Origin of the sequence: Meiothermus hypogaeus, from assembly GCF_003574035.1 — a bacterium.
Classification (GTDB): Bacteria; Deinococcota; Deinococci; order Deinococcales; family Thermaceae; genus Meiothermus; species Meiothermus hypogaeus.
On record NZ_QWKY01000023.1, the window covers coordinates 32308 to 45454 of the forward strand.

A 13147-nucleotide genomic window follows, 5' to 3' on the forward strand; every position below is an offset into this window, starting at 1 on the left:
TAATGATGTGCAGACGCTGCTGTGGCATTTACTGGCCGCCACCCTGATTGGGTTTGCGGTGGGCCTCGAGCGCGAACGGGCCAAAGTGGAGCGCCAGGGCTCGGCCATCGGGGGGGTACGTACCTTCACCCTGCTGGGATTGCTGGGCGGAGTGAGCGCCCTTGGGCCGAATTTGTGGTTGCCGGCGGCAGGTCTTTTGGCGGTGGCCGGACTGGCGGTGTACTCGCTCAGAAATAGCCGCGATGCCACCAGCCAGGTAGCCGCCCTGACCGTATACGTGCTGGGGGTGTTGTGCGGCCTGGGCACCGTGCTGCCGGCCCTGTTTGCCGGGGCCTTGCTGCTGGGGTTCCTGGCTTTTCACGACGAACTCCATGCTTTTGCAGGGGGGATTCAGCGCAGCGAAGTGGAGGCGGCGGTCTTGCTGGCCTTGCTGCTGGGGGTGGTCTACCCACTGCTTCCCGATGCCAACTATGGCCCCTATGGGGTCTGGAACCCCCGGGAAATCTGGCAGGTGGTCCTGCTGGTGGCCGGGGTCAACTTTGTGGGCTATCTGGCCTTGCGCTTGCTGGGTTCCAAAGGCCTGTGGGCAGCGGCCTTGATGGGCGGCCTGGTTTCGTCCACGGCCGTTACCCTTTCGATGGTGGCCCAGGGACGGGCTAACCCAAGCCGCAACCCGCTGTGGGCCAGCGGGGCTGTGCTGGCCTCGCAGATGATGCTGGGGCGGATTCTGGTCTGGAGCGCCACCGCTCCGGCCCTTTTGCAGATACTCTGGTTGCCGATTGCGGTGTGGCTGCTGTGGGGCTTGCTGACGGCGGCCTGGCTGGCCCGGCGCGACCGGAATGTGTCGGAAAGCATACCCGTGCAAAACCCCTTGCAACTTCAGAGTGCTTTGCTTTTTGCCGGGGTTTATGCGCTGGTCAAGCTGCTGACCAGGGTGGGCCTCGAGGTCTTCGGGAGTGCGGGGGTGTTTGTGGTGAGCGCCCTCTCGGGTGTGGCCGATGTGGACGCCATCTCGCTTTCGCTGGCGCGCCTGACGGCCAGCGAACAGCTGATCTTGCAGGTCGCGGCCATCGCCATCCTGATTGCGGCTTTGAGCAACACCCTGTTCAAAACCATGCTGTCGTTTGGCGCCGGGCGGCTGGGGGTTTACGTGGCCCTGGGGCTGTTGCCGGGTGGATTGTTGGCTTTGCTGACGATGCTGGGTCGCTAAACGCTTGCTTCACTTCCCAAAACGCCGCTCCCGTTTCTGGTAGTCGCGCACTGCCCTCAGGAAGTCCACCTTGCGGAAGGCAGGCCAGAAGGCGTCGAAGAAGTAGTACTCGCTGTAGGCGGCCTGCCACAGCAAAAAGCCCGAGAGCCGAATTTCGCCCGAGGTGCGAATAATGAAGTCGGGGTCGGGTACACCCGCGGTGTAGAGCCGCTCGGAGATGTGTTCCATGTCCAGCTCGGCGGCCAGCTCTTCCGGTGATTTGCCGGTCTGGGCGGCCTCGAGCAGCAGGCTCTTGACGGCATCCACAATTTCTTCCCGCCCCCCATAGCCCATGGCGATATTGAGGAGCATTCCGCTGTGGTGCTCGGTGGCTTTTTCTAGCTCTTCCAGGGCCTCCAGCACCTTGGGTGGGAAGCGGTCGTGCCGGCCAATTACCTTGACCCGCACCTCGTTGGCGTGGATGCGGGGGTCTTGGGCCATTCGCTTCGCTTCCTGAACAAAGAGCTGCATGAGGGTCTCGACCTCGGTCTGGCTGCGGTTAAAGTTGTCGGTGGAAAAGACCCAGATGGTCACGGTAGGAATTTTGAGCTCGAGGCACCACTCGAGCACTTCATAGGCTTTCTGTACCCCAAATTCGTGACCCTGATGTCCCTCCAGGCCCAGCTCCCTGGCAAAACGCCGGTTGCCGTCCAGAATCATCCCCAGGTGCTTGGGCGCCTGGCCCCGGCGCACCTCGGCCTCGATCCGTTTTTCGTACCACCAGTAAAGCGGCTTGAGCAAGGCACCAAAGAGCTGTACCAGTTGTTGTCGAATCGAACCTTTGGGAACGCGCACAGGGGATGTTGCCGCCATGGGCCACCTCAACCTATCTATCTTAGCGGGAAGTCTGTAGATAAGGTGTGCAAGTTGGGCGAAGCCAAGGCCTTGATCGTTTGCCACGCTGCCTGACCCTGAGCGGCTGGCTTTGGCGGATGGGGACGCTACCGGGATTTTGACCAAAAAATATGACCTGGACGAGAATTTCGGAAAACCGGCAAAGCCCCTGGTTGTGCAGCAAAAAGTGTTCAGCGACGCAGACGATCTACCTTGAACACAAAGCTCAGCACGAAGCTGCCGTGTTTGGGGCTCTTCATCTGGATGCTGTTGCCCTGCAAGGTGAGGCTGGTAGGGGTGAGGGTGGTGATGGTCACGTTCCCGCTGCCGCCCCAACTCTTGCGGTTGTTGGGGTTGCGGTCATCCACGTAGCTCAGGGTGCCCCGCACCTGGGAGTTCAGGGGATCGCCTATGCGGTAGGTCTGGCCCTGTTTGAGCGGCCCTTTGAGGTCAACCGAAAGAATACGTGGCGCGTAGGGGGGTGGATTGCTGTTGGGGTCGGCAAAAAAGTGCAGGCTCACTCGAGCCGAGTCCTTGAATGCGTCCCCGGTCACCCGAATTTGGGGTTTGGCGGGTAACCTGCCCAGATCCAATCCGCGCACCTGAAGCCGGAAACTGCCGCCGGTGGCCGGGGTAAGCCCGGCTTGCGCCAGGGCCAAGGCTGCCAACATCAGTCCCATTACCCATAGTCTGGTCATGCCCCCAGGTAAACAGAACCCAGCCTGAGGGTTATGAAAGTTCTGTGGAGGCGCCTTGACTTTGCAGAGCTGGGTGGCTTGTGCAAACTGCTTCGGGAGGACTTGGCGTGTATTGGTGGTGCAAATGAACCGGGTTTGGGCTTAAGATCCTCTATATTCGGAGTTACAACGCAATGCATGCGTTAAACCGTGGAGGTTGACTATGAAACCTAGGGGTTTGGGTCTCTTAAGCTTGTTTTGTTTGCTGGTCTGGGGGATGGGGGGGACAGCCCTGGCCCAAACCCTGCCACGCGATGTACGTGAGCGCATTATTGCCGCCACAGTGTTCATCACCTACCCCACCGGCACCAACACCGCTAGTGTGGGTTCGGGGACACTGATTAGCCCCCAGGGCTTCATCCTGACCAACTACCACGTGATCGGCGACCTGGAGAACCGGCGCATTGCCCCACGCCTTTTCGTGGGTACCATTCGCTTTGTGGATCAGCCGCCGGAGGTACGCTACCAGGCCGATGTGGTGGCCAGCGACCCCAACCTCGATCTGGCCATTTTGCGCATCACCCGCACTTCTAATGGTCAGCCCATCGGGAATGTCACCTTTCCGGCGGTTCCCATTGGCGACTCCAATAAGCTGATTGTGGGTGACCCCATCTATGTGTTTGGCTTTCAGGGCACCGGCGGTAACACCATTACCATTTCTACCGGCGTGGTGGGCGGTTTTACCGGTGAAGACATGGTGAGCGGTGGCAAGCAGTGGATCAAGCACGATGCCCAGACCGGCCCCGGCAACTCGGGGGGCGGCATTTTCAACCAGGATGGCGAACTCATCGGTATCCACACCCGTGGGTTGTCGGGGCAGGGCAACTCCCGCACCGCCTTTATGCGCCCTTTGGCCCTGGCCTGGGGTCTGATTGGCCCCAATGTGGCGGGGTTGGTTAACCGGGCCCCCGCTGTGTCCAACCCCCAACCCCAGCCGCAGACAGCCACCAGCACCGCCTGGCCCCCGGCCCTTGGCACCGGCCAGACCTGGCAGGTGCGGATTCAGGGCGGCCAGTGGACGGGCGAGTGGTCGGTGGTGGTGGGCCAGAAGGATGCAGACGGCGACTTTGAGGCGACTGCCAGCCTGGGCAGCCGCCGCACCGAGGCCTTGTTTTTCCTGCAAGACAATATCCTGCGCCTGAACATTGGCGACCGGTATCCGCTGGCCCGCTGCCGCTTCGACCCTCAAAACGTGAGCGGGGTCATCCAGGGCAAGCTGTTCGTGTTCAAGGATGCCAACTCCGATGCCGAAGAAATTGGTACCTGTGTGGCCAGCCAGCGAGGCGCCCAGGCTGTACAGCCGGTGCAGCCCCAGCAACCCCAGGCCGCCTGGCCCCCCAGGCTGGCCGTGGGGCAGCGCTGGCAGCTCAGTGTGACGGGTAAAGATCTCGAGGACGCCGGAATCGTGACCCTCTCCGAGCGCGACAGCGATGGCGACCCCAAGGGAACTGCGGTCTTCGGCAATAACTTCTCAATGGTGGCTTACTTCTACATGAGCCGCAGCGGAGCTGCTTTCCTCGACATGACCGTTCCCAGCGGGGCAGATAGCCACCGTGCCTGGTTCCGCTGCCACTTCGAGCAGCAGGGCAATGCGGCCAGTCTCAAGGGAACCCTCCAGACCTTCCGCACCGATGCCAACGGTCAGATTAGCGACCTCAAGGATGTGGGGACCTGTACTGCTACCCTGAGCCGCTAGCGAATGCAGGCTAACTGAAGAAGCCAGAGAGCCAAATCAGACTCCTTAATGTTTATCGAGCGGCCCTAACTATGTGGTAACCGGATGCAGTTGCTAGGCAGTCCCAAGCTGACGAATCAATCCAGAATGCAATACCCAAACGAATTCACAGTTTGAGGTGCTTTGGGTACGTGGAGGTTAGCGAAGTAAGTTTTAGGGCATTCAACCATAGGTTCCTGTAGTTGATCTTCTGGAGGAGTAGCTCATGAAAAAGTTGATCATACCTATTTCTCTTGTCTTTATGCTTGGTTTTGCGCAAGAACAGCCTCAAGTTTTTGGAGATGCCAGATTTGTTGAACGACAGGATGTTATGACTGACGAAGACCGTTCTTCCGTGGTCATCTCTGAGTTAGCAGCACAACCAAATGCAACGTTGGTTTGGCGGTGTAGAGGAGATCGTTTAGAGGTGTTGGTATTTGCTGGAGAAATACTAGATAGTAATTCAAATCGGTTGTTTTTCAGAAGTGATAAAGGTGCGGCAGCAGTGATAGTTGGTAGTTTGTCTACCAATAGGCGAGCGGTTTTTATCAATAACTCGGATCATAAAATGTTTACCCAAGCCGTCTTGGGTACAAAAAATATTTTCGCAGTTCGATTTGGATTTCTCGAAAATGAGGCGTTTACGTATCAATTCCGAGTATCAGGTCTAGCAGATGCATTGGCTAGATTGAAATGCTACAAGCAATAATCCGGCCTTATCTTATGAGGGTTTCTGAATTGCTTCTTCTTAGGCTATTCCTCCGGGCCACAAAGACAACTATCTTCCCTGGCGCCTGAAAGCATTGTGGACTGAGTGCAGAGCGTCTTCCTCTCTTCCGGTTCCCTCTCCGGTATGCTTGGGGCATGAAGATAACCACCATCGTGCTGGACTCGGTGGGACTGGGCTATCTGCCCGATGCCGCACAGTTCGGCGATGAAGGAGCCGATACCCTCGACCACACCGTGCTCAAAACCGGCCTCGAGCTCCCCCACCTGGCCTCGCTGGGGCTGGGCCATGTACCGGGGGTGCACACCCTGCCCAGGGTTGCAGAGCCTTTAGGCGCCTTTGGGCGCATGATGGAGGTGAACCCCGGCAAGGACACCTCCACCGGCCACTGGGAGTTTGTGGGGATTCGCCTCGAGCACCCTTTTCAGGTTTTTCCACAGGGTTATCCACAGGATTTCCTGGCACAGTACATCCAGCGCATCGGGGTGGAAGGCTACCTGCTCAACCAACCCTACTCGGGCACCGACGCCATCCGCGACTTTGGCGACGAACACCTGCGCACCGGTTGGCCCATCGTGTATACCTCGGCGGACTCGGTTTTTCAGGTAGCCGCGCACATCGGCAAGGTGCCCCTGGAAACGCTCTATGCTTGGTGCCAGACTGCCCGCGAGATGCTGGTGGGGCCGCTGGCCTGCGCCCGGGTGATTGCCCGCCCCTTCGAGGGTGAGCCGGGCCACTACTACCGCCGAGAAGACCTGCGCAAAGACTTTGCCCTGGAACCCCCGCCCAACGTGCTGGATCTCATCAAAGCCGGCGGATTGGAGGTGGTGGGGGTGGGCAAAATCCCCGACATCTACGCTCACCGGGGCTTCACCCGCGAGGTCAAGGCCGGCAGCAACGCCCTTGGCCTGGAACGCACCCTGGAACTGATGCGCGAGCCTTTCTCCGGCCTGGTCTTTACCAACCTGGTGGACTTCGACGCCAGGTACGGCCACCGCCGCAACCCCCAGGGCTACGCTGAGGCCCTGGCTGCCTTCGATGCCCGGCTGCCCGAGTTGCTCGCTGCATTGGGGCCGGAGGATTACCTTTTCATCGTCTCCGACCATGGCAACGACCCCACCTACCGCGGCACCGACCACACCCGCGAGTACGGGTTGCTGCTGGTGGTGGGGCCCGGAATGGCCGGCAAAGACCTGGGCACCCGCGCCACCTTTGCCGACCTGGCGGCCAGCCTGGCCAGGGGCTTCGGCCTCCGGTGGACGGGGCCTGGTACAAGTGTTATCTAGGTGTTTTGGCGCACCTCTTCAAAGGTGTAGCGCCGCATGATCTCGCCGTTTTCAAAAACCGTCTGCAGGATGCTCTGGGGATGGGGCTGGGTCTCTTCCAGCGGCAGCTCTACCGTGCGGATACCCCGCTCGTCCTTGATGACGTCCAGGCGGCCCTTTTTGGAGAGTTTGCTGGGGTCGTCTATCGGGCTTTTGCCTACCCCGTAGGTCTCGCCGTTCACGCTAACCAGGTGCAGCTTCTGGGCGAACTTCTGGGTGTCGCGGTGGGGGTGCTGCAAGAGGGCCCCGCCCATGCCGAAGGCCACGTTGGAGGCGCTGTAGCCCCACTGCTCGAGCAAAAACAATACCTTGCGGATGGTGTCGGCGTTTACCCCATCGCCCTGGATGACCCGTACCCCGTTCAAGACCTTGTAGCCCTTTCGGTTGAGGGTGGCTCCAAACCTGGCCTCGAGGGTTTGCACAGTGCGCAGTACCACAAAAGGCGGGTCGCCCGAGTCGGGCCGGATGACCACGGTGGCTCCGGACTGCTGAATGAGCTCGCGCAGGTCCTCTCCGATAATCTGGCCTACGGCGTGCTCGCGGTTGTAAGAGTCGATCACCATGGCAAAAAGTGCCCCCGGCTTGCCGTAGGTCTCGATCATCTGCCGGTAGGCCTGGACCTCGCCCTCGCGGCCAAAGCTGGTTACGGTGGCGTGCTCCATGGCCGGAATGGAGTAGCCGGCCATCTCGGCCCCGTAGTAGTTGCGGGCGTAAATGAGGGCAGTGACGGTGTCGGTGCCCTGGAAGTTGACCAGGTGGGCCATGCCGCCCAGCCCGGCGCTCTCCAGGCTGCTCACCCCCCGCGCGCCAAAGTCGTGCAGCTTGAAAGGCAGCTCGGCCTCAGGGTCGTCGGCGGTCTTCTCCAGGTAGGCCTGAAGGATGTTGCGGATGTTCCAGGAGATGGTGCAGACCGTGGTGGGATACCAGACTGCCCGCAGCAGGGCAGTCTCGAGCCAGCCCGGCAGCCAGGGCACCCGGGGGTCGGTGCTTTCGATAATCACCAGCGGGTTATGCACGGGAATTACCGCTCCTTCCGGCACGGCCCGGATGCGCACGGGGAGCCTGCCGCCCAGCTCCTCGGCAATGTAGCGCCAGCCGTCGGTGGGAAAGGGCAGGCCGTGGGTCAGAAAGACCTCTCGGGCCTCCTCCACATCGGCCATACTGACCCCTTTGGACAGGTACTCCATCAGAAAGGCCTGCAGGCCAAAAAAGCGCACAAAGTTGGAGTCGCCCCCCCGGCTCTCAATGTACCAGCTCGCGTAGGTCATGTTCTTGGGAAACTGGGCGAAGTGGCTGGCCTTGTAGCTGTCGGTGTTGAGAATCAGGTTGTGGGGGTTGAGGGGTTTCATGGGAGCTCCTTTCTTTGGGGCTTGACCGGTTTTTGCGGCGCCCGCCCCAAAAACCAACAAATCTGCTGATAGTGGTCTTCAAAGAAGCGAGCCTGGTGGGGCTCGAACTCGTCTAAGGGCAGCCAGAAAGCCCGGGCTGCGTCGTCTTGCCCTTGGACGGCCGGGGGTGGGGCGCTCCCGAGGTCGAAGTAGTGTCCGAAGCTAATCACCCTGCCCCGCAGGCTTCGGCCCGGGTAGTCGAAGGCTTTGGTGGCTTTGAGCAGGGAGGGCTTCAGTTGCAGGCCGGTTTCTTCGCGTAACTCGCGCAGGGCGGCCTCGAGCAGGGTCTCCTTAATCTCCACATAGCCCCCCGGCAAAGCCCAGGCCCCTTTGCTCAGGGCCCCTGCCCGCTCGACCAGTAGCACGTGTGCCTGGGCCAGCACCGTTGCGTCGGTAGCCACATGAAGCAGGGGATAGGGGTAGCGCTGGTCGAGAGAGCGATAGTACTGCAGGGTTTTCCATTCGGCCTGCAAACGGCCAAACTCTGCCGTGGCGGCAAACTGCTCCATGAAACGCAGTACGGCCTCGGGTACCATGGCCTTCCAGTCGGCGTTCCCGGCAAAATAGCTATTGCGCACATCGGTGGCGTTGAGGGTGCTCGCCACCCCACTGGGCTCAAAGGGCCAGTTGCCAAAGCCGTGCAGGTAGTAGCTGCTCTCGTCCTTGTGGTAGCCGGTGATGTAGATCTCGGCCCCTGGGCCTGCAAGGCCCTCCACGGCGGCCCGCACCGTGCGAAACCAGCGGGGGTCGTCGTAGAAGTCATCCGCGACGGCTACGAAGTGAAGCCGCTGGGCGGCCACGGCGTCCAGGCTCGCCCTGATCATGGCCTCGCGTTCGTCGGCGCTAAAAGGGTTTTTGGGGGTGGGATAGCAAAAAGCACTGCCCAGCACCACAATCAGCCGGTCAAAGCGGGCCAGGGCACGGGTAATGGTCTCGAGGTGGGCGTGGTGGGGCGGCTGGAAGCGCCCGATGAACACCGCCGTTTTCATAGCTCCCTCCGAAAGCGGTAAAGTTCCGCAGGCCGACCCAGGCCGCGCTCGAGCTCGCCGGTGGGCTCGAGCATCCCCGAGGCCAGCATCTTGCGGCGGAAGGAGTCTTTGTTGAGCCTTTTTTGCAGGATGGTTTCGTGTACGGTCTGCAGTTGGCGTAACGTAAAGCGCTCTGGCAGCAGCTCAAAGCCGATGGGGGTGTAGCCGAGTTTGCCCCGGATGCGCTGGATGGCTACCCCAAGAATCTCGGCATGATCGAAGGCCAGCGAGTACTTTTTGAACTTGCTATCGAAGATCTCCACCGCGCTTTCCCCCTCCGGGATGCGCAGCCTGAAGAGGGCCTTCTCCTCGCCCATCTCGCGGATGTGGCTGGCTTCCACCAGGGCGTAATAGGCCACGCTGATTACCCGCGTGCGGGGGTCGCGTTCAGGGTGACCAAAAGTGTAGAGCTGCTCGAGGTAGATGGGGTGGCGCAGGGGACCCTCCCGCTCCATGCCCGCTACCCCCTCGAGGCCGGCTTTTTGTCGTAGCACCCGCGCAGCGGCTTCGTCGAGCGACTCCTGCATTTGCACGAACCCGCCCGGCAGGCTCCAGTAGTTAAGGAAAGGATGCTCTTTGCGCTTGATCAGCAGGGCCTCCAGATGCCCGTCGCGCAGGGTCAGAATAACCACATCTACCGTAACGGAAGGCCGGTCAAATGCGCTGGCATTGTAGGAGTCCAGGTAGCGCTGTTCTTCGTGGCTGCGTTGATGCACCGGGCCCTCCAGGATAGAAAAACTTATATGCAATAAGCATATATCTAGTATCTAGATAAGTCAAGTCGTTCCGGCCTAGCGCTTTGTTGCGCCAGTATTCTTGCAAAATGTACACAAAATAAATGACGTTTAGCCAGTTTTTGCCTAAGGGTCTTGATGAAGTTTATCAATTTGTGCTAACGTGTCTCTTCAAGCGGTTGCTGGCGATACGCTTTGAGGTTGAAAAAGTTAGATATATAAAGCATCTAAATGTCAACCAGCGACCTGGCACCGCCCCAGGAGGCCCCATGAACCACGATTTTGACGTCATCTCGGCTGCCCGCAACTGGCGTTTCAAGGATGTTCGGCAGGTTTCCAGCGACATTGCCGGAGAGGTCTTTGCCAGTGATGTGCTGGATATGGATGAACTGCGCGAGCTGGTTTCCAAGCCGGTCTGGAAGTCGCTGCAGGCCACCATCGAAAAGGGCACCCCGCTCGACCCCAGCATTGCCGATACCATCGCCTTGGCCATGAAAAAGTGGGCCCTGGAAAAAGGTGCCACCCACTACACCCATTGGTTTCACCCCCTCACGGGCTACACTGCCGAAAAACACGATAGCTTCTATAGCCCCATCTCCGAAGGCAAGGTGATTGCCTCCTTCACGGGCAAGGAGCTCATCCAGGCTGAGCCGGATGCTTCTTCGTTCCCTTCGGGCGGTCTGCGCGCCACCTTTGAAGCACGGGGGTATACGGCCTGGGATCCTACCTCGCCAGCCTTTATCATGCGCCACTCCAACGGGGCAACCCTTTGCATTCCCACCGCCTTTGCTAGCTGGACCGGCGAAGCCCTCGACCTCAAAACCCCCCTGCTGCGCTCCATCGAGGCCCTTAACAAAAGTGCCCAGCGGGCCCTCAAATACTTTGGCCTGCAGGCCAATAAAGTTTCCTCGACCCTGGGGGCCGAGCAAGAGTACTTCCTGATTGACGAAGAGTTTTACTTCCGCCGCCCCGACCTGGTCATGACCGGGCGTACCCTCTTTGGGGCCAAGCCGCCGCGCGGTCAGGAACTTGAAGACCACTACTTTGGCTCCATCCCTGACCGGGTGCTTTCCTTTATGACCGACGTAGAAAACCAGCTCTATGCGCTGGGGATTCCTGTAAAGACCCGCCACAACGAAGTAGCCCCCGGCCAGTACGAAATTGCCCCCATCTTCGAACCCTCCAACATTGCTGCCGACCACCAGCAGCTCATCATGCAGGTGCTCAAGAACACCGCCCGCCGCTATGGCCTGGTGGCGCTGTTGCACGAGAAGCCCTTTGCCGGTATCAACGGCTCTGGCAAGCACTGCAACTGGAGCATGGGTACCGACACCGGTATCAACCTGCTCGAGCCCGGCGATACCCCCCACGACAACCTGCAGTTCCTGTTTTTCTGCGCAGCCGTTATCAAGGCAGTGGACGTGCACCAGGATCTGCTGCGCATCAGCGTAGCCTCGGCTTCCAATGACCACCGCCTGGGGGCCAACGAAGCGCCGCCGGCCATCCTCTCGATCTTCCTGGGTGAGCAGCTCACCGACATCTTAGAGCGGCTGGTCAGCGGTAAAGGCGGTTCAGGCAAGAAGGCGGGTGTGCTCGAGCTCGGAACCCCAGTGCTCCCACCTCTGCCCAAGCACGCCGGCGACCGTAACCGCACCTCGCCCTTCGCCTTCACCGGCAACAAGTTCGAGTTCCGTGCGGTGGGCAGCAGTCAGAGCATCTCCTTCCCCATTACCGTGCTCAACACCATCGTGGCCGATGCCATTGACGCGCTGATGGACGCGGTCGAGGCCAGGATGAAGAAGAAGATGGCCTTTGAACAGGCCGCGCTAGAAGTCATCAAGGAGACCTACGCACAGCACAAGCGTATAGTTTTCAATGGTGATGGCTACTCTGCGGCCTGGCACAAAGAGGCCGCCAAGCGGGGGTTGTTGAACCTGCGCACCGCAATCGATGCCATCGAGCACTTTACCGATGAGAAAAACATCAAGCTATTCACCCGCCTGGGGGTTCTCAACGAACGCGAGATTCACGCCCGCCAGGAGATCATGTACGACATCTACTTCAAGCAGGTCAACATCGAAGGCGAGACCACCGAGTGGATTGCCCAGACCCAGATTCTACCGGGGGCCCTGAGCTACCTGGCCGAACTCTCGGAGATTGAGGTCAAGTCTCGGGCGGCCGAGCGTACCATCGCGCAGGTGGTGCAGGCCACCGATGCCCTCTCCGATGCCTTAGAAAAGCTCAAGGCCCAGAACGCCGAGCTTGGCGGCGACGAGGTGCACGAAAAAGCCCACCACATGCGCGACAACGTGCTGCCGGCCATGGCCGAGGTACGCAAGGCAGCGGATGCACTCGAGCGCATCCTGGCCGATAGGTACTGGCCTCTACCTAGCTACCGTGAAATGCTTTTCGTCAAGTAAGAACCTGCCTCTGCCTCCGACACCTCCCTTTACGGGGGGTGTTTTTTTACTCCAGGGCCAGCTTCACGAACATCGAGCCATCCGGGTTAGAGCGCTCTTTACATAGAATGAGCCTCCCGAGAATCAAGAATCCTCTATCCCAGACAGAACAGTTGCCGCCCGGAAACTCGAAACCCAAGCACTCGTGGGCGCGTAACAATCGTCTGGGCGCAGACGCATTCTCGTTTTCGTGGGCGGCCACGTCTTTTAGGAGCGCGATAAACCTGTCTGCCGACCTCCGCGGAGTTATCTGGTCAACCCTGTAGCTGTTTTATTGAGGGCCTGGCGCTGTCTGAAACAGCCCGATAGTCGGCAATCGGTAGGTAACTTTGTGCGCGGTGGGCTTCAGTACGTCGACTCATCTAAAGAATTCGGTTGAGTAACGAAGTGGTGTGATGATGGGTAAAAACCAACATTTTGGAGAGGATTGGTTTGAAAGCCGTTGCCAAGCAGAGAGGGAATGTTGTATTGGACGGTGACGAGTACGGTAAAGGGCAATCTGCAGCCAGTCCTTAGCTCTAGGAATAGACCGGATGTTTCTCCGTTTTTGCCGTCGCCACAGCCTGCCATTCCCCACTTCGGCGGTGTTGTTGGTTTTGGGGAGCCGGGGTTCAAGCCAGTAACTTTTGACCTGATTCCAAGCCCGCATGAGGGGTTCCAGACAGCCCTTCCAGCGGGGTAGCAGCACTTGCCAGAAATAGGCTTCCGCCTCCCCCAAGGTCTTCATCTCCAACAGCACTTGCAGTTCCAGCTGCAGCCGATTCCTTTGATCTTTGGTGGTCTTGCCCAGGATATCCCTGCTCAGGTGGAACCAGCACCTGACCTGTTGCACTTTAGACCCCAGCCAGTTCAAAGCCTCTGTGATCTCGGGCGCCCCATCGGAAACCACATAATCAAGCGACCCATCGCTGAGCAAATCCCGTACCCGTTCAAACCCCCGCTCCTCGGCCAG

The 13147-nt window shown here is 59.6% G+C and carries 11 protein-coding genes; 5 read left to right on the forward strand and 6 right to left on the reverse strand.

The genetic code is table 11. From position 1 onward, the window contains the following. Window positions 1–7 precede the first annotated feature (7 nt). Entirely contained in the window at window positions 8–1210 is a 1203-nt protein-coding gene (locus Mhypo_RS07920; protein ID WP_119340762.1) for an MgtC/SapB family protein, read from the forward strand. Window positions 1211–1219: 9 nt separating this feature from the next. Here Mhypo_RS07920 and Mhypo_RS07925 read toward each other — a convergent pair whose 3' ends face one another. Next, window positions 1220–2062 carry an isoprenyl transferase gene (locus tag Mhypo_RS07925; RefSeq protein ID WP_119340763.1) on the reverse strand — a complete coding sequence of 281 codons (843 nt, stop codon included), beginning with the start codon at window positions 2060–2062 and terminating at the stop codon, window positions 1220–1222. Between the two features lie 212 nt (window positions 2063–2274). Further along, window positions 2275–2781 carry a hypothetical protein gene (locus tag Mhypo_RS07930; protein WP_147075479.1) on the reverse strand — a complete coding sequence of 169 codons (507 nt, stop codon included), beginning with the start codon at window positions 2779–2781 and terminating at the stop codon, window positions 2275–2277. Window positions 2782–2983: 202 nt separating this feature from the next. On the opposite strand from Mhypo_RS07930, the gene Mhypo_RS07935 reads away from it, so the two are divergent. From Mhypo_RS07935 to Mhypo_RS07940, 3 genes are all read left to right on the forward strand, one after another. After that, the gene (locus Mhypo_RS07935; protein ID WP_119340765.1) at window positions 2984–4516 is read left to right on the forward strand and encodes a S1 family peptidase; all 1533 of its coding nucleotides are present in this window, start codon (window positions 2984–2986) and stop codon (window positions 4514–4516) included. Between the two features lie 244 nt (window positions 4517–4760). Continuing rightward, window positions 4761–5243 carry a hypothetical protein gene (locus tag Mhypo_RS17905; protein ID WP_147075481.1) on the forward strand — a complete coding sequence of 161 codons (483 nt, stop codon included), beginning with the start codon at window positions 4761–4763 and terminating at the stop codon, window positions 5241–5243. A gap of 155 nt (window positions 5244–5398) precedes the next feature. Beyond that, on the forward strand, window positions 5399–6547 hold the full coding sequence (locus tag Mhypo_RS07940; RefSeq protein ID WP_119340766.1) for a phosphopentomutase: 1149 nt from the start codon (window positions 5399–5401) through the stop codon (window positions 6545–6547). On the opposite strand, the gene Mhypo_RS07945 is transcribed toward Mhypo_RS07940, so the two are convergent. From Mhypo_RS07945 to Mhypo_RS07955, 3 genes are read right to left on the reverse strand one after another with little or no spacing between them, the layout of a single operon-like run. Next, a complete protein-coding gene (locus tag Mhypo_RS07945; protein WP_119340767.1) occupies window positions 6544–7935 on the reverse strand; it encodes a nicotinate phosphoribosyltransferase in 1392 nt (463 codons plus the stop codon). The two genes, Mhypo_RS07940 and Mhypo_RS07945, sit on opposite strands and share 4 nt — an antisense overlap. Further along, the gene (locus Mhypo_RS07950) at window positions 7932–8963 is read right to left on the reverse strand and encodes a bifunctional nicotinamide-nucleotide adenylyltransferase/Nudix hydroxylase (RefSeq protein ID WP_119340768.1); all 1032 of its coding nucleotides are present in this window, start codon (window positions 8961–8963) and stop codon (window positions 7932–7934) included. The genes Mhypo_RS07945 and Mhypo_RS07950 overlap by 4 nt, the downstream gene beginning before the upstream one ends. Further along, window positions 8960–9718, reverse strand: coding sequence for an NUDIX hydrolase (locus Mhypo_RS07955; RefSeq protein ID WP_170148248.1), 759 nt, complete (start codon window positions 9716–9718; stop codon window positions 8960–8962). The genes Mhypo_RS07950 and Mhypo_RS07955 overlap by 4 nt, the downstream gene beginning before the upstream one ends. Before the next feature lie 287 nt (window positions 9719–10005). On the opposite strand from Mhypo_RS07955, the gene Mhypo_RS07960 reads away from it, so the two are divergent. Then, complete coding sequence (locus Mhypo_RS07960) at window positions 10006–12156, forward strand: glutamine synthetase III family protein (RefSeq protein ID WP_119340769.1); 2151 nt, start codon at window positions 10006–10008, stop codon at window positions 12154–12156. Window positions 12157–12553: 397 nt separating this feature from the next. On the opposite strand, the gene Mhypo_RS07965 is transcribed toward Mhypo_RS07960, so the two are convergent. Continuing rightward, on the reverse strand, window positions 12554–13147 hold a 594-nt coding region (locus Mhypo_RS07965; RefSeq protein ID WP_206074903.1), incomplete at its 5' end, for a transposase.